The sequence below is a fragment of the Duncaniella sp. genome (assembly GCF_029054785.1).
In the GTDB taxonomy this organism is placed as follows: domain Bacteria; phylum Bacteroidota; class Bacteroidia; order Bacteroidales; family Muribaculaceae; genus Duncaniella.
On sequence record NZ_JAIDEN010000144.1, the window covers coordinates 1 to 23,847 of the forward strand.

Sequence of the window (23,847 nt, forward strand, 5' to 3'; positions counted from 1 at the left end):
GATCGGGTTCATGTCTATAAGAGGTTGTTTAGCATGTCAGGGTTCTGTCAACAAATATACACCTTTAGATCAACAAATCAAAATCGCTATTCATACCGCCCTTGAAATCATTTCAATTTAACACGATTTCAGTGATATTTCTATTAAATTTATAATTTTATTGTGTGGTTTTATAAATAATTTATACCTTTGCATTTCATTCACCCTGAAATTTTAACGATCAACGGTTTTAGAGGTTGTTTTTAAACAACCGTAGGTCAGGTTTCCAATAAAACAATACAAAACATATATTATAGACCACTATGAGTGACAGGCTGTTTATTTTCGACACGACACTTCGCGATGGAGAGCAAGTGCCCGGATGTCAGCTCAATACAGTAGAAAAAATCGAAGTCGCAAAGGCACTTGAAGCCCTCGGCGTCGACGTCATCGAAGCCGGTTTCCCGGTGTCAAGTCCCGGAGACTTCAATTCAGTAGTAGAAATTTCAAAAGCTGTCACATGGCCTACGATCTGCGCCCTGACACGCGCGGTTGAAAACGACATCCGCGTGGCAGCCGAAGCCCTGAAATATGCCAAACACCCGCGAATCCATACCGGTATCGGCACCTCGGACTATCATATCAAATATAAATTCAACTCCACACGCGACGAAATTCTCGAACGCGCCGTCGGAGCCGTGTCCTTCGCCAAGAAGTTTGTTGAGGATGTCCAGTTCTACGCCGAAGACGCAGGCCGCACCGACAACGAATATCTCGCCCGCGTGGTCGAGGCCGTGATCCGCGCAGGTGCCACTGTGATCAACATCCCTGACACCACCGGCTACTGTCTCCCCTCGGAATTCGGCGCCAAGATAAAATATCTGATCGACAACGTAGAGGGAATCGACAAGGTTGTCATCGCCACACACTGCCACAACGACCTCGGCATGGCTACTGCCAACACCGTCACCGGAGTCGTCAACGGTGCCCGTCAGGCCGAAGTCACGATCAACGGCATCGGCGAACGCGCCGGCAACACTTCGCTCGAAGAAGTCGTGATGACATTCCGCTCCCACAAGGATCTCGGCATCGACACCAACATCAACGCAACGAAGATCACAGGCATCAGCCGCATGGTATCAAGTCTGATGAACATGCCCGTGCAGCCCAACAAGGCCATCGTCGGCCGCAACGCCTTCGCCCACTCCTCAGGCATCCACCAGGACGGCGTGCTCAAAAACCGTGAGAGCTACGAGATCATCGACCCGAAGGACGTAGGCATCGACGAAAACTCGATCGTGCTGACCGCCCGCAGCGGACGTGCGGCCCTCAAACACCGTCTGCACGTGCTCGGTATCGAACTTTCAGGAGCCGATCTCGACAAAGCCTATGAAGCCTTCCTCAAGCTCGCCGACCGCAAGAAAGAGATCAACGACGATGACGTGCTCATGATCGCCGGCGCTCACCGCAAGGCTCTGAGCCGCATCAAACTCGACTTCCTCCAGGTGACAAGCGGTGTCGGACTCCATTCGGTTGCAAGTGTCGGACTCGACATCGCAGGAGAGAAATTCGAGGCCTGCGCTTCAGGCAACGGTCCTGTCGACGCTGCGATCAGCGCCATCAAGAACATCATACACCGCAAGATGCTCGTAAAGGAATTCCTCATCCAGGCAATCAACAAGGGCAGCAACGACATCGGAAAGGTCCACATGACCGTAGAGCACGACGGAGTGTCCTACTATGGCTTCTCGGCCAACACCGACATCGTGGCAGCAAGTGCCGAAGCCTTCCTTGACGCCATCAACAAATTTGTCCGGTAGGCTTACGGACCATCGACCGAAAAGTCTGTAAACAAAATCATAACACAACCATTCCCCTCCTCCATACACACAAATTCTCTATGGGAAAAACTCTTTTCGACAAAATCTGGGATGCCCATGTCGTCAACAACATCGAAGGCGGACCGTCTCAACTCTATATAGACCGTCACTACTGCCATGAAGTGACCAGCCCGCAGGCGTTTGAAGGCCTGCGCACCCGCGGACTGAAAGTGTTCCGTCCGGAAAAAACCTTCTGCTCGCCTGACCACAATATCCCCACTCTGAATCAGGACAAACCGATCGCTGATCCCGTTTCGCGCAATCAGGTCGAGACCCTCACACGCAACGCCCAGGAATTCGGCGTGACTCTCTACGGACTGGGACATCCGAAAAACGGCATCATCCACGTGATCGGCCCGGAAAACGGTCTGACTCTCCCCGGCTATACGATCGTGTGCGGTGACAGCCACACCTCGACCCACGGGGCCTTCGGCGCCGTTGCTTTCGGCATCGGGACAAGCGAGGTGGAGATGGTGCTTGCATCACAGTGCATCCTTCAGCCCAAACCCAAGACAATGCGCATCAGCGTCAACGGCCAACTGCGTCCGGGCGTGACTGCCAAGGACATCGCCCTCTACATCATCGCCAGAATGACCACCGGAGGAGCCACGGGCTATTTCGTAGAATATGCAGGTGACACGATCAAGGGCCTTTCGATGGAAGAGCGTATGACCGTCTGCAACCTCTCGATCGAGATGGGTGCCCGCGGCGGCATGATCGCTCCTGACGAGACAACTGTCGCCTATGTCAAAGGCCGCGAATTCGCGCCCAAGGGAGAGGAATGGGAAAAAGCCGTTGCCTACTGGCGGACACTCCCATCGGATCCCGATGCCGTCTTTGACAGAGAAATCAATTTCGATGCCGCCGACATCGAACCTCGCATCACCTTCGGCACCAACCCCGGCATGGGCATCGGCATAAACGATCCAATCCCCGCTCCCGATCCTGAGGATGAAGCCGGAAAAATTTCCTATCAGAAATCACTCGACTATATGGGCTTCGAAGTGGGCCAAGTGCTTGCCGGAACTCCGGTCGACTACGTATTTCTCGGCAGCTGTACCAATGGCCGCATTGAAGACTTCCGCGCATTCGCCAACTTTGTAAAAGGTCGCAGGAAAGCACCCGGAGTCACCGCATGGCTCGTCCCCGGCTCCTGGAAAGTCGATGCACAGATCCGCGAGGAAGGTCTTGACCGCATTCTCTCGGAAGCAGGATTTGAAATCCGTCAGCCCGGATGCTCGGCCTGCCTCGCTATGAACGAAGACAAAGTTCCCGCCGGCAAGCTCGCCGTCTCTACCTCAAACCGCAACTTCGAAGGCCGTCAGGGACCGGGCTCAAGGACAATTCTCGCAGGTCCGCTCGTAGCAGCCGCATCGGCTGTCACCGGAGTCCTCACCGATCCTCGCACAATAAACTAAGAGGTTGTTTAAAAACAAGAGTTAAACAATCTCTAAATTCCGCCATTCTCCTCCACACCTCAAACGCACACATCATGAAAGAAAAATTCACCACCATAACATCCACCTGCGTTCCCCTGCCGATGGAGAATGTAGACACCGACCAGATAATTCCCGCCCGCTTCCTGAAAGCCACATCACGCGAAGGCTTCGGCGACAATCTTTTCCGCGACTGGCGCTACGACAAAGATGGCAACCCGATCAAGGATTTCGTGCTCAACGACCCGACATATTCCGGCTGCATACTTGTGGCAGGCAAGAATTTCGGTTCCGGCTCCAGCCGCGAACATGCAGCGTGGGCCATCCACGACTACGGCTTCCGCGTCGTTGTGTCAAGCTTCTTCGCCGACATCCACAAAAACAACGAGCTTAACAACTTCGTGCTCCCCGTAGTGGTCAGCGAAGAGTTCCTTGCTGAGCTCTTTGACTCGATCGCCTCCGATCCGCAGACCCAGGTGAAGGTTGATCTCCCCTCTCAGACCATCACCAATCTCGCCACAGGAAAAAGCGAGAACTTCGACATCAACCCATACAAAAAACAGTGTCTCGCCGAGGGCCTCGACGACATCGAGTATCTCCTCTCGCGCAAGGCCGATATCGAGGCCTGGGAGGCGGCGCGCTGAATATGTACGTCGAAATAATGGACACCACTCTCCGCGACGGAGAGCAGACATCGGGAGTCTCGTTCTCGACATCCGAGAAACTGGCCATCACTCGCCTGCTTCTTCAGGAGCTGCACGTGCCGCGCATTGAAATCGCCTCCGCACGTGTTTCGGAGGGCGAACGTGATGCGGTGTGCAAGGTCTGCGAGTGGGCCTCGTCGACCGGCTACATCGACCGCATCGAAGTGCTCGGCTTTCTCGACCAGGGCCAGTCGGTAGGCTGGATCGGCAGTGTCGGCGGAAAAGTCATCAACCTTCTGGCAAAGGGTTCTGAAAAACACTGCCGCCTGCAACTCAAGCAGACACCCGAACAGCACTTCAGGACAATCGAGGCCGAAGTCAGAAGAGCCCGCGAGGCAGGACTCGACGTCAACATCTATCTCGAAGACTGGTCAAACGGGATGAAAAACTCGCCCGACTATGTCTATGCGCTGATGGATGCGATCAAAAGCCTTCCGATCAGACGTTTCATGCTCCCTGACACCCTGGGCATCCTCAACCCGTATGACACGATGTCCTACATCCACTCGATGGTAGCGCGCTATCCTGACCTGCACTTTGACTTCCACGCCCACAACGACTACGATCTCGCAACGGCAAACGTGTTCGCGGCAATCAAAGGGGGAGCCAAAGGAGTCCACTGCACGATCAACGGACTCGGAGAACGCGCAGGCAATGCGACTCTGTCAAGCACCGTAGCCGTGATCCATGACCAGCTCGGCGACACGACCGACATCGATGAAAGCAAGATCAACAAGGTCAGCCACATCGTCGAGTCGTTTTCCGGCATCATGGTCCCGCCCAACAAGCCCATCATCGGCGACAGCGTCTTCACCCAGTGTGCAGGCGTCCACGCCGACGGCGACAACAAAAACCAGCTCTACTACAACGATCTTCTGCCTGAACGCTTCGACCGCGAACGAGAATATGCCCTTGGCAAGACTTCCGGCAAAGCCAATATCAAGAAAAACCTCGAAGCCCTCGGAATCGAGCTGTCAGAAGAAGACATCCGCAAAGTGACCGAGCGCATCATACGTCTCGGAGACAAGAAAGAGATCGTCACTCAGGACGACCTTCCATTCATTGTGGCCGACGTGCTCAAACACCAGGCTCTCCCCTCAAAAGTCCGCGTCGACAACTACGCGCTCAATCTCTCACACGGGCTGCACCCGACAGCGACAGTGAAACTCATCGTGGACGATGCCGAGTTTCAGGAGAGCGCCGTCGGCGACGGCCAGTTCGACGCTTTCATGAGGGCTGTCAGAAAGATCTACAACGAAAAACTTCAGAGACCCTTCCCGACGCTCACCAACTACATTGTAAACATCCCTCCGGGAGGCCGGACAGATGCGCTTGTCCACACGACCATCACCTGGAATTACGAAGGAAACGTCTTCAGGACCCGCGGCCTTGACGCCGACCAGACTGAAGCTGCGATCCAGGCCACGGTCAAGATGCTCAACATCCTCGAAACCCTCCCGTCCAATTCGTAAAACAACAAAAAACATACTCGAATGAATCTGAAAATTGCAGTCCTTCCAGGCGACGGAATCGGCCCGGAAATCTCACGTCAGGGCGTTGATGTCATGACGGCTGTGTGTGAAAAATTCGGCCATGCCGTAGAATACCGTCAGGCCATCTGCGGTGCCGATGCCATCGACAAGGTCGGCGATCCTTTCCCGGAAGAGACATATCAGACCTGCCTCTGGGCTGATGCGGTACTTTTCTCAGCCGTAGGCGACCCGAAATTCGACAATGATCCCAATGCCAAGGTGCGTCCCGAACAAGGATTGCTCGCGATGCGCAAAAAACTCGGCCTCTTCGCCAACATCCGACCGGTGGAGACTTTCCAGTGTCTGATCCACAAATCGCCCCTGCGATCCGAACTGGTCGAAGGCGCTGACTTCATCTGCATCCGCGAACTGACCGGAGGCATGTATTTCGGAGAGAAATATGAAGACAACGAGCGGGCCTATGACACCAATGCCTATACTCGCCCGGAAATCGAGCGGATTCTCCATGTGGCCTACGGCTATGCACGTCGCCGCCGCAAGCATCTGACAGTTGTCGACAAGGCCAATGTCCTGGCTTCATCACGCCTCTGGCGCAAGGTGGCTCAGGAGATCGCGCCCCAATATCCCGACGTTACCACTGACTATATGTATGTCGACAATGCCGCCATGCGCATGATCCAGGAACCGCGCTTCTTTGACGTAATGGTCACCGAAAACACATTCGGAGACATCCTCACCGACGAAGGCTCTGTGATCTCCGGCTCGATGGGCCTGCTTCCCTCGGCCTCCACCGGCGAAAAGACTCCGGTGTTCGAACCGATCCACGGCTCATGGCCTCAGGCAAAAGGCAAGAATATCGCAAATCCTCTGGCCCAGATCCTGTCGGTAGCCATGCTCTTCGAATACTTCAACCTGATGGAGGAAGGCGCTCTGATCCGCAAGGCTGTCAACGCCTCTCTCGATGCCAATGTCCGCACTCCTGAAATCCAGGTGGAAGGAGGCGCAAGCTACGGGACTGACGCCGTCGGCGCCTGGATCGTCAACTACATCAAGGAAGCCTGACCGGCTGCTCCATAGAAATCTCAAAAGGCACATGCCGCATACGGTTGAATCCATACGCGGCATGTGCTTTTTTGTTCTTCATCCTCTTCCGGCTCAGATGCGCACCTTGCCGAGTTCGATGACTTCGAGGCCGGTGACAGCCCCGCTGTCTATTGTCAGGCGGACGAGTGTGCGTTCTTTCTGCCAGCCGTGATAGCCTGCGGCGCCGGGATTGACATGGAGCAGTCCAAGCTCCACATCGGGCATGACTTTCAATATGTGGGAATGGCCGCAGACCATGAGATTGACCCTGTTTTCAATCAGGGCGCGCCTGATGCCGGGAGCATAACGGCCCGGATAGCCTCCGATATGCGTCATCCAGACATTGACACCTTCTATCTGAAAACTTTCCACCTCCGGACAGCGTCGGCAGACGTCGCCATGATCAATGTTGCCACGCACGGCCCTGACAACCGGGACCACGTTTTCAAGACGCCGGATGACATCAATGTCCCCGACATCGCCGCAGTGCCATATCTCGTCACAGTCTTTAAAATGCGCTGCATAACGGTCGTCCCAGCATGAGTGGGTGTCTGAAAGAATGCCTATTGTCTTCATCAGGTGTTAATTGACAGGTTTTAAGAGGGGGGGCAGTTCATAACTATTGTTATGAAACACCCTCTAAGAAGTCTTTTTCAAGAGTGTTATCTTATTGAGCAGGATTGTACCCCCGATGTATGTGAGGGCTATCTTGTTGGGCCCTTCCCGGAGGGAGACTACGACGGTGTTCGAGGGATGGACCGCAATCCAGTCATCCGGACTGACAGCCGGGCAGATCAGGGTCGCAACATCACGGTCGTTTATGCTCAGTGTGCGGAGTGCATCGCGTTCAGATCCGTTGGAATATCCGACAGTGAGGAAATAATCGCCGGCAATGGGCGCATTGGCATAGCAGGTGATGCGGGTGTTGTGGCGGGCGGCAAGTTCGATGTAGTTGTCGGCAGTACGGCGGTCTTTTATGAAATGCAGCGGCGGACGACGCGGAGTGACCGAAGAGGCATTGACGGTGATCTCAGTCTGTCCCGGCGCATAGATATGGCTGCGCGGAGAGAATCCCAACTTCCCGGACTTGCCGACAGGCACTATCGCAGTCACACTGACATCAGGCGACGGCAACCGATAGCTGTCACGGTCCAGAAACCGGACCATGACTCCGTCGATATAGACCCCGTAGCGCAGATCAGGATCAAAATCCATGATTTTCAAGTCTCTCCCGTCCTGACCCCATCTGAGCTGCGGCAGAGACAATATATTTTCCCGTTCCACGACATTTATGCCCCGTTCAGACTGATCGTTGCCCGACAGTTTTATCTCGATCCTGTGACGCCCCTTCAGCGAAGAGTCTATCCGCGGAATCCTGACACTGACCGAGTCGACAAGGAAGGATGCGATACGGTCACCGGTGCCCCGCATCACGATATCAAGCTCGGCCTCACGGTAGCGGAAACCTTTCAGCACCTTGTCACCTTCGAATTCGACAGGGACCATCGGCTTGAAATAAATGCCCGATGGCGTTGGATTCATGCCGAAAAATCCTTTCAGCACCACGGCAGGCCATTCGGACGAATGGTTCCGATCAGGGTTCGCCCCGACCAGCGAAGAGACGCTGAGCACAAAAGCCTGCGGATTGCGGACCTTGGCAGCCGAGAGAGCGAAAAGAGCCTGGGTAAGCGGAGTGAATTCACCCGCTGCCGGACTGATTTGCGGAAAAACATCCGGAACGCCGTCGCGACAGAGCGGAAGCGAGGCCACCACTGCCTCTGACATCTCCGGTGTGGCAATGCCGCCGAGCACACAGAGTGCATTCGCTCTGCTGTCAGACACAGCGGACAGAACCGGATAATACTGTCCGTAGAGATATTGTCCGTAGCGCTGCATGTCAGGGATCCAAAGACGGTCATTGATGGCGTTGCGCAACGTCGTAAATGACAACTGATGTTCGCTTTCTGCATAGAGCCGCAGCACACCGGCCATCTGGGAACAGACCGCATAGGCCGTAGCCGTCGAGGCATTCACGGCGGTCGAAACTGTCGAGTAGCGGTCCATTGGCTTCATCCATTGCGGATAGAAACTACCCGCTTCATCGACCCACTGCGGCTGTCCGCCTCTCAGCGGAGTTTCCAAACCGATACCATAGGAGGAGTATTGTCTCAGCAATGATTTTGTCAGAACGTCATAAGCCTCCTTGATCCATGACTCGGAACCGGTCATGCAATAGATTTCCCATGCAGCAGTGGCCCAGGCTCCGACATCGGTCACTTTCGGGAATTCAGGCTGCGGCAGGCGCCCGTCTTTCAGCACCGAACGCAACACAGCCATAGACTCTTCAGGCCGCAGCATTCCTTCCGACAAAGCCACATCAGCAAGCGAGATCCGGGAGCTGTCAGCCGAGAGTCCGACTCCTATGCTGTCAGCTCTCATTTCAAAGCTCGCACCGTCGCCAATGACGCATTCCTCCACATCGGAATGCGAACACGACACTGCGGAGAGCAGCATCAGAAGAAACAGAAGCGGCAGTTGCGGGCGAAGCATAAGCGAAAAAGCTGCGATTCAGGAGGGCTGTTCAACAATTGTCGTCAAAGCACCTCTAAACAATGCGGTTATATCAAACAATCCAGGCTGTGTATATATATAACAATTCAAGTCACAACAATAGCGATGAAAATTGCATACCGCAATCTTCACCGCCATCGGATATGGTTTTATCAAATAAATTCGGGTGATTTCCGGGTGTTTTCCTGACCTCCTTTCGGTTGATTGTATAAAGGCAGTGCTAATCAGAAAAATTTATTCCTCGTTGGCACGAAGCTGCTGAACGTAAACAGCCTTCATCATTTTCTTACGGTTGGTCACAGAGGGCTTCTGGAAAGCCTGACGTGAACGGAGTTCGCGAACGATGCCGGTTTTTTCAAATTTACGTTTGAATTTCTTCAGTGCTTTTTCGATGTTTTCACCTTCTTTTACTTGTACGATGATCATTGTGGTTCTTTGATTATTGAAATTAAGTTATTAATTAGTGGAAGACCTCCGGCCAGTCGGCTGAAATATCGGTCGGGGACGGACGCTCCACGGTTTTGCGCGGCAAAATTACTAATTCTTTTTCGTATTTCAAAACATTTTAGCATTTTAGGCGCAGAAAATTCCGCCGGACGGACTCACATCGGCTTATGACGCATGAATCCGGACCGTTGGGATAAAGACAGACGAGGCCGCCTGAGCGACCTCGTCCGTATAATTTCTTACTCGTCCGTAGTTTTTCTTACATGAAGAGGGTCTGGAGCGCATAGGTGCCAATGCCGGCGAGATAACCGACAAAAGCGATCCAGGTGAAGCGGCGCAGATACCAGCCGAAACTGATTTTTTCGAGACCCATCACAACCACACCGGCTGCGGATCCGATGATCAGCATCGAGCCGCCGACTCCGGCACAGTAGGCAAGCAGCTGCCAGAAAAGACCGTCGCAGGCAAAATCGCCGCTGGGAGCGATGGCATACATGTCCATACAGCCTGCCACAAGAGGCACATTGTCAACGATGCTTGAAACCACACCGATCACACCGGTCACAAGATAGTGGTTGCCGTTGGAAGCCTCGTTGAGCCACTGACCGAAGGAGGTCAGCACACCTGTTTCCTGAAGGGTTGCTACTGCAAGCAGGATGCCGAGGAAGAAAAGGATTGTGGCAAGGTCGATGCGCGAAAGCAGGCTTGTAACTTTCAGATGAGAGTTCTCAGCGAAGATCGAGTTGCGGGTCGAACGCCATTCGCTGACAAGCCAAAGGACTCCGAGCGCGAGCAGAATGCCCATGAAGGGGGGCAGACCGGTCAGCATACGGAAGATGGGGACAAAGATCAGACCGCCGACACCGAAAATGAGGATGATCTTACGGTCGGCAGGTGAATTCTGAATCATGCTGGTATCAGCCTGTTTCGGTGCGACAACCTCACCCTTGAGATAGAGCGACACGCAGAGGGCCGAGACGATGACAGAGACAACCGAAGGAATGATCAGCTGGGAGATTACACCGGCTGTCGAGATCATGCCTTTGATCCATAGCATGATGGTGGTGACGTCGCCGATCGGCGAGAAGGCACCGCCTGCGTTGGCGGCGATGATGATGATGCCGCCGTAGATCATGCGGTCCTTGTGGTCCTCGATGAGTTTGCGGAGCACCATGATCATCACGATCGAGGTTGTCAGGTTGTCAAGAATTGCCGAGAGGATGAATGTCATCGCCGTGATGCGCCACAAGAGAGCCTTTTTGCTCTTGGTGGCCAAAGCGTCATGAACAAAATAGAAACCGCCGTTGGCGTCCACGATCTCGACGATCGTCATTGCGCCCATAAGGAAGAAGAGGATCTCGCAGGTCTCTCCGAGATGATGGAGCAGGCGTCCGGAATAATCAGCGCTTTCACCGACGCCACAGGCATAAAGAGTCCAGCAGATGACGCACATCAGCAGTGCGGGAACGGCTTTGTTGATTTTCAGCACACTCTCAAGTGCGATACAAAGGTAGCCGAGAATAAAAAATGTTACAATAGCTGTTACCATTTCTAATGATTTTATTTCATGGATTATATTTAAACGTGAGATCGATTAAGGTAAGAACAAATTGCTTTAAAGGCCTGTCAAGACTGACAATCCTTGCGCAAAGGTCGGAATTATCATTTTCAAAACAAAATTTAAAATAATGAAATATTTCCGTAATCAACGGATACTCAGAGGGGATCGGAATTGAACAGCTACAATAAGGCAGCCCTCTGACGACACACGCCTGCGCGAGCATGTGGAAAGAAATTACTTAACGCCGGAAACCGCTCACCGGAGTTTATCCATTACGTCACGGATGACAAGAGAGGCCAGAGTCATCCCGAAAACAGCAGTAATGTGCATAAAGGCACCGTTTACCGCCACTTTTCCGTAAGTCATCGCCCCGCTGCCGTCGACAAGCGAAGCTGCATCCTGATGATTCGGGACGAGTTCATCGGAATAGACACACTTGAATTTGCGGGCAGGAAATTCACCTGATTTCTTGAATTTACGCCGCAAGGCTGCTGCAAGCGGACAGCCTTTGACCTTCCAGAACTCGGCGACAGCTATGCGCGAGGGGTCAAGTTTGAGAGCAGCGCCCATCGAGGAATAAAAAACCACCGGACGGTCACTTCGGGCCGTTTCGGCCATCGCCGCCGTGGCATTACGGATCAGCAAAGCCTTGTCGGCAAGGGAGTCGATCGCGTCAATGACATAATCATAGTCCCTGAGGTCATAGCACTGCTGGGTCTCCGCATTGTAAAAGCCATGTATGGCTTCAATCTGCGCCTCAGGATTTATGTCGAGCAGGCGTTCTTTCATCACGTCGACCTTCACCCGGCCGACAGTCGACGCAGTGGCAGGCAGCTGACGGTTTATATTCGAGGCGGCGACAGAGTCGGCATCGACAATCGTCAATCGGGAGATGCCGCTGCGCACCAGAGTCTCGGCTGTCCAGCTGCCGACGCCGCCGACACCGAAAATTATAACTCTCTTCGAAGCCAAAGCCTCAAAAGCCGCGACTCCCGTAAGAAGAGCCACTCGATTGAAACAATCATTTATCATTTTTTCAGCAGAGGGGATTTAAGACGGACTCTCAGCGGCCCGGCAGAATCGAGTCTTTCAGCCGCGACCAGACGGAGGGCTTGTCCATGCGCAGATGGACATTGACCTTTGAATCCGATTTGCTCAGAAACACGATGGAATTACGCAACACAATGGCTATCTGATTTTCAAACTCAAATATCTCATGGATATGCCTCAGAGGGATTCTGGCAAATGGCGATGCCGGATCGACACTTCCTATAAACAGATCGTCCTCGTCAATGACAATGCCATGATTCTCCAGAGCATAATCAAAAAGCAGTCCAATGTTAAGTTCATCTATGGATGCGGGTGGCCGATTATATTTCCGGTAGAGCGCATCAATAAGTTTTCGTGTTACCATAATTTAGGATGAATGGATAAATGCCCCGGAACTCAGACCGGAGAGGAAAAAGGGGATGGCCTGTCATTTCACTATGCCCAGTCACTGTGTTGCATTGGCGAATAGAGGTCTCATGTTGAAATCAGCATCGGATGTGATAATTTCTATTATTTAAACACCCCAGACTGACAAAGGTTTTCAATCAAGTCCGATTTTATCATCCGGCAGCCGGATCTTTTCCGGAAAACATTTTTACCACAAAATTGCTTATCAGACAAATCTTTCAGAAAAAGCGCAGGGGCATAAGATTTTAATCAGCTAAAATTTATGCCCCTGCGTCTATGAGGGAAATTCAGGTCAGGATCTTATCAGGCAAGGAAGCCGAGAAGCACACCGGCAGCCACTGCCGAACCGATCACACCGGCCACGTTCGGACCCATAGCGTGCATCAGCAGGTAGTTGCTCGGATCGTATTCCAGACCGAGGTTGTTGGAGATACGTGCCGACATCGGGACTGCCGAAACACCGGCATTGCCGATAAGCGGATTGATCTTCTTGGACTTCGGCAGAACCAGGTTGAAGAGCTTGACAAAGATGACACCGCTGGCCGAGGCAATGATGAATGCCATGAAGCCGAGAAGGAAGATGCGGATGGTTTCCGATGTCAGGAACTCAGAAGCCTGGGTCGAGGCGCCGACGGTCATACCGAGAAGGATGGTGACAACGTCGGTAAGCGCGTTGCTTGCAGTCTTGGCCAGACGGTTGGTGACACCACACTCACGCAGAAGGTTGCCGAAGAAGAGCATGCCCAGAAGCGGCAGGCCCGAAGGAACAACGAAGCAGGTGAGGATCAGACCGACGATCGGGAAGATGATCTTCTCGTTCTGCGACACCGCACGCGCGGGCTTCATCTTGATCAGACGCTCGTTCTTAGTGGTCAGCAGGCGCATCAGCGGGGGCTGGATCACAGGCACGAGAGCCATATAAGAGTAAGCCGAAACGGCGATAGCACCCATCAGGTTGGGAGCGAGCTTCGACGAGAGGAAGATTGCGGTCGGACCGTCGGCACCGCCGATGATGGCGATCGCACCGGCCTGGTCAGGGGCGAAGCCCAGAAGAAGAGCGACCATGTAGGCACCGAAGATACCGAACTGGGCAGCCGCGCCGATGAGCATGAGCTTCGGGTTGGCGATGAGAGCCGAGAAGTCGGTCATCGCACCGATGCCGAGGAAAATCAGAGGGGGATACCATCCGGCGCTCACACCGTTGTAGAGAATATTGAGCACAGATCCCTCTTCATAAATACCGATTTCCAGTCCGGCGGTTGTGTTGAAGGGCACATTGCCGATGAGGATACCGAAACCTATGGGCACGAGGAGCATGGGCTCAAAGTTCTTCTTGATGGCAAGCCAGATGAAGAACAAGCCCACCAACAGCATCACCAGATGCTGCCACGTGGCGTTGTAAAAACCTGTCAGATGCCAGAACTCCTGAAGGTTTTGGGTTAAGAATTCGCTAAACATAGTTGTTGCTGTTACTTGAAAGTGAGGTTTTCAATTAGACTGTCGAGACTCTCACTCTTTTGTTATTCGAGGGTAATGAGCACTGCACCCTGGAGCACGGAGTCACCGGCAGAGACAGCGATTGAGGCAACCTTGCCGTCCTGGCCTGCATGGATGGCGTTTTCCATCTTCATGGCTTCAAGGACAACCACTGTATCGGAAGCCTTGACAGTGTCGCCGACCTTTACGTTGACCGAGAGGACCACACCGGGAAGCGGAGCTTCGACGCTCACGCCGGCAACTGCCGATTTGGGCTTGGCAATCACCTTGGCGCCGCTTTCTGTGCGGGGAGCAGCCGAGGGACGCGGTGCGGTTACGATAGTCACAGGCTTGTCGGTCTTTTCGAGTTCCACCTTGTAGGGAACACCGTTGACCTCCACCTTGGCGATATTGTTGTCGATGTCGCCGACTTTAACGGTGTAGGGGTTACCGTTGATTCTATATTTATATTCTTTCATTGTCGTGATAGTGTTTCAATGGTTGAAAGTGTTAATGGAAGGTGGTTTTGATCACTTACGCGTCGGAAGTTCACGCAGGCTGTAAATCTTAGAGCTCCAGGGCGAATAAGCGCGGCGCACCTTGTTGATGGTGAGGATGGTGCTTTCGCGGTCATGAGCGTCAAGATGCTCGGCGAGCGCAGCTGAGATCGCAGCGATGACTTCGCCGGAATCCTGTTCGTGGTGGTGGTCTGCGAGTTCTTCCTCATCAGAAGCGAGAGCCTTGATCTTGCGCGAGCGCGAGATGGATGCTCCGATGCGGTTGATGATGTAGAAGCAGATCGAAAGCACGAGCAGAGCCGAGAACACGATGCACATGGCCATCACCGCCATTGCGAATCCGTGGGGATCGTTTTCGGCAAAGCTGTCGACCTTGTTGTTGGTGCTCTTGATGATGTTGTTGCTTGAAGGTGTGATATACTTGGCCTCCGAGCCATCACGGACTTCCCAGTCGTCGGGATTGTTTGTACCACCCTCTCCGTCAACCTTGCGGGCGTAGGACTGTCCGGGGAGCAGGCTGCCGGGAACCACGATCTCGTCGATGAGCGACAGGCCGTCGGCGTCATAGATGGCAAGATAGTTGTCCTCTCCGGGAGTGAAGACGAAATTCAGGTGGAAAGTGCCTTTGTTAGGCTCACCGTCAGCCCAGAAAAGCACATGCTGACGGGCCGGAATCTCGGTGTTGACATCCCCTAAGGGCACCGGATAGAGTTTATTGTTGTTGCGGTCGTTGGTGATGAAGACGCTTGAGATCTCCAGCGGCGCAAAAGTCGAGTTGTAAAGCTCGACCCAGGCATTGTAACGGCCGAAGTCGTCCACCACACTGGTGGAGTCGTTGACGATCATCACCTCGTTGAGGCGCAGACCGCGACGACCTTGGGCCGACACTGCCGTGACACAGGCGAGAGTCACCAGCAACAGCGTTAAAAGTCTTTTCTTCATAACTTTTTTCTGATGATAGTTTATCGGTTTTGTTGCTAACCTTTGCCTCACGGCTTAGAGAGGAATGTTGCCGTGCTTCTTGGCCGGATTGACAACTTTCTTGGTCGCAAGCTGCTGAAGGGCGCGGATGATGCGGAAGCGGGTGTTGCGAGGCTCGATGACGTCGTCGATGTAGCCGTAGCGGGCAGCATTGTAGGGATTGCAGAAGAGCTTGTTGTATTCGTCTTCTTTCTCGCGGAGAACCTTGGCGGGATCTTCAGCGGCCTTGGCTTCCTTGGCATAGAGGACTTCGACAGCGCCTGCGCCACCCATAACGGCGATTTCGGCGGTAGGCCATGCGTAGTTCATGTCGCCGCGGAGCTGCTTGCACGACATCACGATGTGGCTGCCGCCGTAGCTCTTGCGCAGAGTGACTGTGACTTTGGGTACGGTTGCTTCGCCGTAGGCATAGAGAAGCTTGGCGCCGTGGAGGATCACACCGTTGTATTCCTGGCCTGTGCCGGGGAGGAAGCCGGGGACGTCAACGAGTGTCACCAGAGGAATGTTGAAGGCGTCGCAGAAGCGGACGAAACGCGCGCCCTTGCGCGATGCGTTGCTGTCGAGCACACCGGCAAGATATTTGGGCTGGTTGGCCACCACGCCGACGGCCTGACCGTTGAAGCGGGCGAAACCGATGATGATGTTCTTGGCGTATTCGCGCTGGATTTCGAGGAACTCGCCGTTGTCGACGATTGCGTTGATGACCTCATACATGTTATAGGGACGGTTGGCCGAGTCGGGGATGATCTCGTTGAGAGAGTCTTCAAGACGGTCGATCGGGTCGGTGCATTCAACCAACGGGGGTTCTTCGAGGTTGTTCTGGGGGATATAGCTGAAGAGTTTGCGGATGATGCGCAGAGTCTCTTCGCCGTCCTCGGCTGCGAAATGTGCGACGCCGCTCTTCTGAGAGTGTACAGTGGCACCGCCGAGGGCTTCCTGGCTTACGTCTTCGCCGGTCACGGTCTTCACAACCTTAGGACCGGTGAGGAACATGTAGCTGATGCCCTTGGTCATGATAGTGAAGTCGGTCAGCGCGGGTGAGTAAACGGCGCCGCCGGCGCAGGGACCGAGGATGCCTGAGATCTGGGGGATCACGCCTGATGCGAGGATGTTGCGCTGGAAGATTTCAGCGTAACCTGCGAGGGCGTTGATGCCTTCCTGGATACGTGCGCCGCCTGAGTCGTTGAGACCGATGACGGGAGCGCCCATCTTCATAGCCATGTCCATGATCTTGCAGATCTTGAGGGCCATTGTCTCGCTCAGCGAGCCGCCGAATACGGTGAAGTCCTGAGCGAATACATATACGAGTCGGCCGTCGATAGTACCGTAGCCGGTCACTACGCCGTCGCCGAGATAGCTTTTCTTTTCCTGTCCGAAATTGTAGCAACGATGACGGACAAACATGTCGATTTCCTCAAAAGAGCCTTCATCGAGAAGCTGGGCAATACGCTCGCGGGCGGTATATTTGCCTCTCTCATGCTGTTTCTGGATGGCCTTTTCGCCGCCACCGATGCGGGCTTCTTCGCGAAGGGCAATAAGCTCTTTTACTTTTTCAAGCTGGTTACTCATTTGTTTTGAAGTAAGGGGGGTGGATTCTTATTGTAGTTTCTTCTGATCCGATTTCGTCAGTAGCTATTACTTGTTGGGATCCTCGCAGAGCTCGATGAGAGTACCGCAGGTCGACTTCGGATGGAGGAAAGCGATATTGAGGCCTTCGGCACCCTTGCGGGGAGCTTTGTCGATCAGACGGCAACCTTTGCCTTCCACTTCAGCGAGGGCGTTGGCAACACCGTCTTCAATCGCGAATGCGATGTGCTGGATGCCACCGCGACCGCCGTTGTTGGCGATGAACTTTGAGATGGCGCTTTCAGGTGAAGTTCCTTCAAGAAGCTCGATCTTGGTCTGGCCCACTTTAAAGAAAGCGGTACGGACTTTCTGATCTTCAACTTCTTCGATAGCAAAGCATTTAAGGCCAAGAGTGTTTTCGTAAAAGGCGATGGCTTCCTTCAGATCAGGAACAGCGATGCCTACGTGCTCGATGTGTGAAATATCCATGATATGAAAAAATAATAATTAGTGCTTAATAATAAGTTGTGATTAAATTGATTTCGGGCCGATTACGCATGCGCGTTTTTAGCCCTTGCAAAATTACTCATAAAAAATTGTAAACCAAATTTAATCCAGACAAAATTCTCTACACCGACACTACTATGCCAATTCTTGCGGAATTTGTATTTTCACACAAAAAACCTCCCGTTTCCGGCTGAATAACAGTCTGAAACGGGAGGTCTGTGATAAGGTTCGCTTGGAACGGGTCGCATGGAAGCTAATCTTCCTGGGTTCGGTTCTTGGCTTTTGCTTTTGATTTAGAGGCCGAGGAGTCCATGTCTTTCTCTTCCTTGAGGTCGATTTCGTTGCGGTCGCGGTCGAGCACCCGATATTGCAGGTAGGCAAGCGACTCGTCAGGCACGATCCGGAAGTTGAATCCGAATTCAAGCTGCCAGCGACGATAGAGCGACGGGAATCCTTTTTTCAGATAGGCTGAGACGAAGGGATGGACATAGAGCACAAAGTGCTTCACCTTAAGGGTGTTGACAAGATAGTCGAGCTTTTCGTGGAGCAGATCGGTGAAAAGCAGCGAGGGGCGCACCTCTCCTTTGCCGTGACACGACGGACAGGTTTCGGAGGTGTTGATGTCAAGCACCGGGCGTACTCTCTGACGGGTGATCTGCATCAGGCCGAATTTACTCAGAGGCAGAATGTTGTGGCGGGCGCGGTCATTGGCCATCACCTCACGCATGTGTTCATAGAGTTTCTGCCTGTGTTCGGCCTTGTTCATGTCTATGAAGTCGATGACGATGATGCCGCCCATGTCGCGCAGACGCAACTGACGGGCGATTTCGTCGGCTGCCCGCAGGTTGACTTCAAGCGCGTTGCTTTCCTGGTCGGGAGCGGCCTTGGAGCGGTTGCCTGAGTTGACGTCGATGACATGGAGTGCCTCTGTATGTTCGATGATGACATAAGCGCCTGATTTGAACGACACCGTTTTTCCGAACGATGACTTGATCTGGCGGGTGATGCTGAAATGGTCGAAGATGGGGACATCGCTGTCATAAAGTTTCACGATGTCTTTGCTCTCCGGCGAAATGAGGTTGACATACTTTGAAATCTGGCTGAAGATTTCCTTGTCATTGACATGAATGCTCTCGAATGTCGGGCTGAATACGTCACGAAGCATTCCGACTATGCGGCTTTCCTCTTCGAATATGAGGGCCGGTGCGGTAGCTTTCTGTGCTTTGGCTACGGTCTCTTCCCAGCAATGGAGAAGGGTTTTCAGCTCATGGTGCAGTTCTCTGACGCTTTTTCCTTCGGCCGATGTACGGATGATGACTCCGAAGTTTTTCGGCTTGATGCTTTCGATTAGCTGCCGCAGACGGAGTTTTTCCTCTGTGGTCTTGATTTTCTGCGACAGGGAGATTTTGTCACCGAAAGGAATGAGCACCATGTAGCGCCCGGTAAAGGTGATCTCTGTGGTCAGACGGGGGCCTTTTGACGATATCGGCTCTTTGACAATCTGAACCATAAGTTCCTGACCCGGCTCAAGGACACCGGTGATGGCGCCGTGTTTGTCGATGTCAGGTAGACGTTTGATCTTCGGGACTGTCGTGTCGGACTTCTTGTCGACGAGTATGGCTTTCAGAAAAGCCGAATAGGTAGAGAATTGGGAACCGAGGTCCAGATAGTGAAGAAAAGCGTCCTTCTCGTAGCCGACGTTGACGAAGGCGGCGTTAAGGCCTGGCATCAGCTTCTTGACTTTGGCAAGATAGATGTCTCCGACAGCGTAGGCGATGTTGCGCGACTCCTTCTGCAAGGAGACGAGCCGCGAGTCTTCAAGCAAGGCGATCGACACCTCGCTCGGCTGTACGTCTACAATCAGTTCACTTTTCATTGATGATCCGGATTAATTGAAATGACGCAAAGAACAAACCTTTTGCAAGCCTCTCTGTCCGAGGGCCAAGGCAAAAGAGTTTGTTCTTCGTGTTCATTACGCAACTACGCAAGAATTATTTCTTCTTGTGGCGGTTTTTGCGAAGGCGTTTTTTACGCTTGTGGGTAGCCATCTTGTGGCCTTTTCTTTTTTTTCCGCTTGGCATGTGGTTGGTATTTATGTTGTTTAACTAAAAGTTGGATTTTCTGTCAGACAGAATTATTTCAGATCTTTCACCTCTTCCATGAACACCTTTGCGGGCTTGAAAGCGGGGATACGATGTTCGGGGATGATGATAGTTGTGTTCTTTGAAATGTTACGGGCAGTCTTTTCTGAACGGACCTTGGTGATAAAGCTACCGAAGCCGCGAAGATAGACATTCTCGCCGTGTGAAAGGGATTCCTTTACGGTTTCCATGAATTTCTCGATTGTTTCGAGCACGTTGGCCTTGTCAATTCCGGTTGATTTTGAGATCTCGTTAACGATGTCAGCTTTAGTCATTACAATATGAATTTTATAATTGGTTAATATCTTTGTCGTTGCGTTTTTAGAAGGCGCAATTTTTTGCAAGTGCAAATATCGGAACTTTTTTTGGATTATTCACTATAAATCTTGCAAAATTTCGCTTAAATTTCACTTTCTCACCACTTTAGCGGGGCGATTTGCCGAAAACTGCCTCATAGAAGCCTCTCAAGCAGCCTCAAATCGGATATTGTCAGGTATTTACCGTCTTCGTTCTTGACGTCTGCCCTACGGTCAAAGTGGACAGCGCGCCATCCGGCTGCCACTGCTCCCGAAATGTCAGTCGACAGATTGTCGCCCACCATCAGATGCGATTCAGGCCCGGCTGAGCCGGATTGCTCCATTGCATAGGCGAAGATCCGCGGGTCGGGCTTGTTGATTCCGATGTCGTCGCTAAGGACGACAAGATCTACGAGCGGGGCGAGTCCGGTGTTTTCAAGTTTGCGATACTGGACATCCTTGAAGCCGTTGCTCAATACACCTATATTATAATGCGCGCGCAAGTGCGCGAGGAGTCCGACAGCACCGTCAATCATCACCGTCTGCTCGGCAAGGCGGTCAAGATATTCAACATCAAGGCGTTTTGACAGCCTCTCAAGTTCCTCGCGGCTCCCATGCCAGCGGATTCCAAGAGGCGTGGCGAAGCGGTCGAACCGCAGGAAGTCCTGAGTGATCTCCGCACGGCTGTAACGATCCCACAGCGTCTTGTTGTGAGCCTCATAGACCTCTATCCACTCTTCAGGAGTTGGATAATAACGGTCCAGCCCGGCATCACGGTAGATGATCCTGTGGGCCAGGCGCGAATTCGCATGAAAGTCTATCAGCGTGTCGTCCAGATCGAACCACACCCATTTCACTCCGTCAAATCTCATTGATCCTCCACCATTTATAAGATGTGTTGTCATTATCCGTCACATCACCCCCTTCATGGTCGCGCAGCATCTTGACAACCCGCATGGTGACGGGCAGGATCAGGACTTCATAGAAGGTCTTGAGGAAAGTCTGTGTCACGATCAGCATCCCGATTTCATTCCACGCCAGGATGCCGCCGAATGCTATCGGGAAGAAAATGACCGAATCCACGCCTTCGCCCCACAGCGACGAGACTATGGCGCGCAGAGAAAACCTGCGGCCTCCGGAGGCCACTTTCATGCGCGACATTACATAGGCGTTGACCATCGAGCCACACAGAAATGCAATGAAGCTCGCGGCAAAGATGCGCGGGACGGCGCCGAACACTACCTCCATCGCCTCCTGCCCCTGCCATGAAGCCGCGCCAGGAAGCCAGATGCCGAGCTGGAGCAGCAACGATACCAGAAGGTTCATTCCGAACCCAAGCCAGATGACAAGACGGGCCTTGCCGAAGCCATAGACCTCGACAATGCAGTCGTTAAGAATATATGATATTGGAAAGACCACAACTCCGGCCGTGATTGTCAGCGGTCCGAGATCGACTGTCTTTATTTCCATCAGGTTGCTGACTATGAGGCAGACACAGAATGTGACCGCAAGCAGCATGAAAGTCACGGAAATCTTCACCTTGCTCATAGACACTCCTTTCCGGCAAGGATCATGTCCGCGAACTCTCTCACGCAACCCTCGCCTCCCTTAAGAGTCATGACCCGGATACCGGGGACTGTCTTTATCACCGGCATAGCGTCAGCGGGACAAGCCGCAAGGCCTGCCGCCCGAAGCAGCGGCTCGCAGTTGACATCGTCACCGATATAGGAAACCTCGTCCATGCCGATCCCCATCTCAGCGCAGATCTCAGCGGCGGCTGCGAGTTTCGCACCGTCGCGCCGGCCCTGCACAAGGAAATCGACACCAAGTTTCGCACCACGGCGGCTGACGAGTTCAGTGGTCTCGCTGGTGATTATGCCGACCTTGATTCCCGCCTTCTGCAACAGCTGGAGCCCCATGCCGTCGCGCGCGTTGAATTTCTTCATCACATCGCCATCGGCGGTATAATACATCCCTCCGTCAGTCAGCGTACCGTCGACATCGGTCAGGAAAAGTCTTATCTTCTTATGTTTCATTGTGTGTTTCGAATTTTAGCCTGCAAAATTACTCAAAATTTTCCACATAACCATCTCTGAAAATAGCCGAATTCTCCGTAACTTTGCAGTCAGAAACCAATTCATTACCACAACATAACTCTTATTCCCACTTTATGCAGGAAAAGATAATCATTCTCGACTTCGGATCGCAGACCACACAGCTCATCGGACGCCGTGTGCGCGAGCTTGGCGAATATTGCGAGATCTTGCCTTACAACAAGTTCCCCTACGACGACCCCTCGGTCATCGGCGTGATCCTCTCCGGCTCCCCCTTCTCGGTCTATGACGAAAAAGCCTTCCGCACCGAGCTTTCACGTCTGCGCGGCCATCTGCCGGTGCTCGGCATCTGCTACGGCGCTCAGTTCATCGCCTACACCTCAGGAGGCAGCGTGGAACCGGCTCCGTCACGTGAATACGGACGCGCCCATCTGACAAAGATCGACACCACCAACCCCCTGTTCAAGAACATCCCCGTAGGATCGCAGGTATGGATGAGCCACGGCGACACCATCACCTCAATTCCGGACAGTTTCAAGACCGTGGCCTCGACCGACAAGGTGGCCATCGCAGCCTATCAGGTTGAAGGCGAACAGACTTGGGGCGTACAGTTTCACCCCGAAGTCTACCATTCAGAGCATGGCACCCAGCTGTTGCGCAACTTCGTCGTAGACATCTGCGGCGGCAAGCAGGACTGGACAGCCGAGTCGTTCATCGAATCAACCGTAGCCCAGCTCAAAGAGCAGCTTGGCGATGACAAGGTAGTGCTCGGACTCAGCGGCGGTGTCGATTCATCAGTAGCCGCAGTGCTCCTCAACCGCGCCATCGGCAAGAATCTCACCTGCATCTTCGTTGACCACGGCATGCTGCGCAAGAACGAGTTCCGCGACGTGCTCCACGACTACGAATGCCTCGGCCTTAACGTAATCGGAGTAGACGCTTCAGCAAAATTCTTCAGCGAACTCGCCGGCGTCACCGAGCCTGAACGCAAGCGCAAGATCATCGGCAAAGGTTTCATCGATGTCTTCGACGAAGAGGCCCACAAGATCAAAGATGTCAAATGGCTTGCACAGGGAACCATCTACCCCGACTGCATCGAAAGCCTTTCGATCACCGGCACCACCATCAAGAGCCACCACAACGTAGGCGGCCTGCCCGAAAAGATGAACCTCAAGCTCTGCGAGCCACTCAGACTCCTCTTCAAGGACGAAGTGCGCGCCGTAGGCCGTCAGCTCGGCATGCCCGACCATCTGATCAAGCGCCATCCCTTCCCCGGACCGGGCCTTGCCGTCCGCATCCTCGGCGACATCACCCCTGAAAAGGTGCGCATCCTTCAGGACGCCGACGACATCTTCATCCGCGGCCTCCGCGACTGGGAACTCTACGACAAAGTATGGCAGGCAGGCGCAATCCTCCTCCCCGTACAGAGCGTAGGCGTCATGGGCGACGAACGCACCTATGAACGCGCCATCGCACTCCGCGCTGTCACCTCGACCGACGCCATGACCGCAGACTGGGCACACCTCCCCTACGACTTCATGGCCAAAGTCAGCAACGACATCATCAACAAGGTACGCGGCGTCAACCGCGTCTGCTACGACATCTCCTCCAAACCACCGGCCACAATCGAGTGGGAGTAAACCACGGCCCCTCGAAATCAACCATACCAAGCGGTCCCGGCACACAGCCGGACCGC

At 53.3% G+C, this 23,847-nt stretch carries 22 protein-coding genes; 6 read left to right on the forward strand and 16 right to left on the reverse strand.

Annotation, left to right across the window (positions count from 1 at the left end; all coding sequences use genetic code 11):
* The first annotated feature begins 302 nt into the window (after positions 1–302).
* From K2H17_RS08810 to leuB, 5 genes are all read left to right on the forward strand, one after another.
* Entirely contained in the window at positions 303–1,799 is a 1,497-nt protein-coding gene (locus tag K2H17_RS08810) for a 2-isopropylmalate synthase (RefSeq protein WP_300133845.1), read from the forward strand.
* A gap of 80 nt (positions 1,800–1,879) precedes the next feature.
* Entirely contained in the window at positions 1,880–3,277 is a 1,398-nt protein-coding gene (gene leuC, locus K2H17_RS08815) for a 3-isopropylmalate dehydratase large subunit (protein ID WP_300133847.1), read from the forward strand.
* A 74-nt stretch (positions 3,278–3,351) separates the two neighbouring features.
* On the forward strand, positions 3,352–3,939 hold the full coding sequence (gene leuD, locus K2H17_RS08820) for a 3-isopropylmalate dehydratase small subunit (RefSeq protein ID WP_300133849.1): 588 nt from the start codon (positions 3,352–3,354) through the stop codon (positions 3,937–3,939).
* A 2-nt stretch (positions 3,940–3,941) separates the two neighbouring features.
* A complete protein-coding gene (locus K2H17_RS08825; protein WP_300133851.1) occupies positions 3,942–5,471 on the forward strand; it encodes an alpha-isopropylmalate synthase regulatory domain-containing protein in 1,530 nt (509 codons plus the stop codon).
* 21 nt (positions 5,472–5,492) lie between these two features.
* Entirely contained in the window at positions 5,493–6,554 is a 1,062-nt protein-coding gene (gene leuB / locus K2H17_RS08830; protein ID WP_300133853.1) for a 3-isopropylmalate dehydrogenase, read from the forward strand.
* Positions 6,555–6,647: 93 nt separating this feature from the next.
* Here leuB and K2H17_RS08835 read toward each other — a convergent pair whose 3' ends face one another.
* The 16 genes from K2H17_RS08835 to K2H17_RS08910 all read right to left on the reverse strand — a co-directional run bounded on the left by K2H17_RS08835 (position 6,648) and on the right by K2H17_RS08910 (position 22,133).
* Complete coding sequence (locus K2H17_RS08835) at positions 6,648–7,151, reverse strand: metallophosphoesterase family protein (protein WP_300133855.1); 504 nt, start codon at positions 7,149–7,151, stop codon at positions 6,648–6,650.
* Between the two features lie 63 nt (positions 7,152–7,214).
* On the reverse strand, positions 7,215–9,125 hold the full coding sequence (locus K2H17_RS08840) for a hypothetical protein (protein ID WP_300133857.1): 1,911 nt from the start codon (positions 9,123–9,125) through the stop codon (positions 7,215–7,217).
* Between the two features lie 255 nt (positions 9,126–9,380).
* Positions 9,381–9,572: a 30S ribosomal protein S21 gene (gene rpsU, locus K2H17_RS08845; protein ID WP_107032413.1), complete on the reverse strand. Its 192-nt coding sequence runs from the start codon at positions 9,570–9,572 to the stop codon at positions 9,381–9,383.
* 280 nt (positions 9,573–9,852) lie between these two features.
* Complete coding sequence (gene nhaD / locus K2H17_RS08850) at positions 9,853–11,142, reverse strand: sodium:proton antiporter NhaD (protein ID WP_300133859.1); 1,290 nt, start codon at positions 11,140–11,142, stop codon at positions 9,853–9,855.
* A gap of 267 nt (positions 11,143–11,409) precedes the next feature.
* Positions 11,410–12,162, reverse strand: coding sequence for a tRNA threonylcarbamoyladenosine dehydratase (locus K2H17_RS08855; RefSeq protein ID WP_300133861.1), 753 nt, complete (start codon positions 12,160–12,162; stop codon positions 11,410–11,412).
* A 55-nt stretch (positions 12,163–12,217) separates the two neighbouring features.
* The gene (locus K2H17_RS08860; RefSeq protein ID WP_300133863.1) at positions 12,218–12,568 is read right to left on the reverse strand and encodes a hypothetical protein; all 351 of its coding nucleotides are present in this window, start codon (positions 12,566–12,568) and stop codon (positions 12,218–12,220) included.
* 347 nt (positions 12,569–12,915) lie between these two features.
* Positions 12,916–14,070, reverse strand: a complete 1,155-nt coding sequence (locus tag K2H17_RS08865; protein ID WP_300133865.1) for a sodium ion-translocating decarboxylase subunit beta — start codon at positions 14,068–14,070, stop codon at positions 12,916–12,918.
* A gap of 62 nt (positions 14,071–14,132) precedes the next feature.
* Positions 14,133–14,567: a biotin/lipoyl-containing protein gene (locus tag K2H17_RS08870; protein WP_300133867.1), complete on the reverse strand. Its 435-nt coding sequence runs from the start codon at positions 14,565–14,567 to the stop codon at positions 14,133–14,135.
* Between the two features lie 51 nt (positions 14,568–14,618).
* On the reverse strand, positions 14,619–15,548 hold the full coding sequence (locus K2H17_RS08875; protein WP_300133869.1) for an OadG family transporter subunit: 930 nt from the start codon (positions 15,546–15,548) through the stop codon (positions 14,619–14,621).
* Between the two features lie 54 nt (positions 15,549–15,602).
* Positions 15,603–17,156 (reverse strand): acyl-CoA carboxylase subunit beta, encoded by a 1,554-nt coding sequence (locus K2H17_RS08880; RefSeq protein WP_300133870.1) that lies wholly within the window; start codon positions 17,154–17,156, stop codon positions 15,603–15,605.
* Positions 17,157–17,222: 66 nt separating this feature from the next.
* Positions 17,223–17,642 (reverse strand): methylmalonyl-CoA epimerase, encoded by a 420-nt coding sequence (mce, locus tag K2H17_RS08885; protein WP_107032405.1) that lies wholly within the window; start codon positions 17,640–17,642, stop codon positions 17,223–17,225.
* Between the two features lie 271 nt (positions 17,643–17,913).
* A complete protein-coding gene (locus K2H17_RS08890; RefSeq protein ID WP_300133872.1) occupies positions 17,914–19,536 on the reverse strand; it encodes an Rne/Rng family ribonuclease in 1,623 nt (540 codons plus the stop codon).
* A 258-nt stretch (positions 19,537–19,794) separates the two neighbouring features.
* The gene (locus K2H17_RS08895; RefSeq protein WP_300133902.1) at positions 19,795–20,106 is read right to left on the reverse strand and encodes an HU family DNA-binding protein; all 312 of its coding nucleotides are present in this window, start codon (positions 20,104–20,106) and stop codon (positions 19,795–19,797) included.
* A gap of 146 nt (positions 20,107–20,252) precedes the next feature.
* The gene (locus K2H17_RS08900; RefSeq protein WP_300133874.1) at positions 20,253–20,969 is read right to left on the reverse strand and encodes a YjjG family noncanonical pyrimidine nucleotidase; all 717 of its coding nucleotides are present in this window, start codon (positions 20,967–20,969) and stop codon (positions 20,253–20,255) included.
* A complete protein-coding gene (locus tag K2H17_RS08905; protein ID WP_300133876.1) occupies positions 20,959–21,645 on the reverse strand; it encodes a queuosine precursor transporter in 687 nt (228 codons plus the stop codon). Before K2H17_RS08905 ends, K2H17_RS08900 begins: the two co-directional genes overlap by 11 nt.
* Entirely contained in the window at positions 21,642–22,133 is a 492-nt protein-coding gene (locus tag K2H17_RS08910; RefSeq protein WP_300133878.1) for an HAD-IIIA family hydrolase, read from the reverse strand. The genes K2H17_RS08905 and K2H17_RS08910 overlap by 4 nt, the downstream gene beginning before the upstream one ends.
* 134 nt (positions 22,134–22,267) lie before the next feature.
* Between K2H17_RS08910 and guaA the strand changes: the two genes are divergently transcribed.
* Complete coding sequence (gene guaA / locus K2H17_RS08915) at positions 22,268–23,791, forward strand: glutamine-hydrolyzing GMP synthase (RefSeq protein WP_300133880.1); 1,524 nt, start codon at positions 22,268–22,270, stop codon at positions 23,789–23,791.
* The last annotated feature ends 56 nt before the right edge of the window (positions 23,792–23,847 follow it).

Coding starts and splice junctions, on each gene's coding strand:
- K2H17_RS08810 (WP_300133845.1), top strand. CDS start 303: ATGAGTGACAGGCTGTTTATTTTCGACACGACACTTCGCGATGGAGAG.
- leuC (WP_300133847.1), top strand. CDS start 1,880: ATGGGAAAAACTCTTTTCGACAAAATCTGGGATGCCCATGTCGTCAAC.
- leuD (WP_300133849.1), top strand. CDS start 3,352: ATGAAAGAAAAATTCACCACCATAACATCCACCTGCGTTCCCCTGCCG.
- K2H17_RS08825 (WP_300133851.1), top strand. CDS start 3,942: ATGTACGTCGAAATAATGGACACCACTCTCCGCGACGGAGAGCAGACA.
- leuB (WP_300133853.1), top strand. CDS start 5,493: ATGAATCTGAAAATTGCAGTCCTTCCAGGCGACGGAATCGGCCCGGAA.
- K2H17_RS08835 (WP_300133855.1), bottom strand. CDS start 7,151: ATGAAGACAATAGGCATTCTTTCAGACACCCACTCATGCTGGGACGAC.
- K2H17_RS08840 (WP_300133857.1), bottom strand. CDS start 9,125: ATGCTTCGCCCGCAACTGCCGCTTCTGTTTCTTCTGATGCTGCTCTCC.
- rpsU (WP_107032413.1), bottom strand. CDS start 9,572: ATGATCATCGTACAAGTAAAAGAAGGTGAAAACATCGAAAAAGCACTG.
- nhaD (WP_300133859.1), bottom strand. CDS start 11,142: ATGGTAACAGCTATTGTAACATTTTTTATTCTCGGCTACCTTTGTATC.
- K2H17_RS08860 (WP_300133863.1), bottom strand. CDS start 12,568: ATGGTAACACGAAAACTTATTGATGCGCTCTACCGGAAATATAATCGG.
- K2H17_RS08865 (WP_300133865.1), bottom strand. CDS start 14,070: ATGTTTAGCGAATTCTTAACCCAAAACCTTCAGGAGTTCTGGCATCTG.
- K2H17_RS08870 (WP_300133867.1), bottom strand. CDS start 14,567: ATGAAAGAATATAAATATAGAATCAACGGTAACCCCTACACCGTTAAA.
- K2H17_RS08875 (WP_300133869.1), bottom strand. CDS start 15,548: ATGAAGAAAAGACTTTTAACGCTGTTGCTGGTGACTCTCGCCTGTGTC.
- K2H17_RS08880 (WP_300133870.1), bottom strand. CDS start 17,156: ATGAGTAACCAGCTTGAAAAAGTAAAAGAGCTTATTGCCCTTCGCGAA.
- mce (WP_107032405.1), bottom strand. CDS start 17,642: ATGGATATTTCACACATCGAGCACGTAGGCATCGCTGTTCCTGATCTG.
- K2H17_RS08890 (WP_300133872.1), bottom strand. CDS start 19,536: ATGAAAAGTGAACTGATTGTAGACGTACAGCCGAGCGAGGTGTCGATC.
- K2H17_RS08900 (WP_300133874.1), bottom strand. CDS start 20,969: ATGAGATTTGACGGAGTGAAATGGGTGTGGTTCGATCTGGACGACACG.
- K2H17_RS08905 (WP_300133876.1), bottom strand. CDS start 21,645: ATGAGCAAGGTGAAGATTTCCGTGACTTTCATGCTGCTTGCGGTCACA.
- K2H17_RS08910 (WP_300133878.1), bottom strand. CDS start 22,133: ATGAAACATAAGAAGATAAGACTTTTCCTGACCGATGTCGACGGTACG.
- guaA (WP_300133880.1), top strand. CDS start 22,268: ATGCAGGAAAAGATAATCATTCTCGACTTCGGATCGCAGACCACACAG.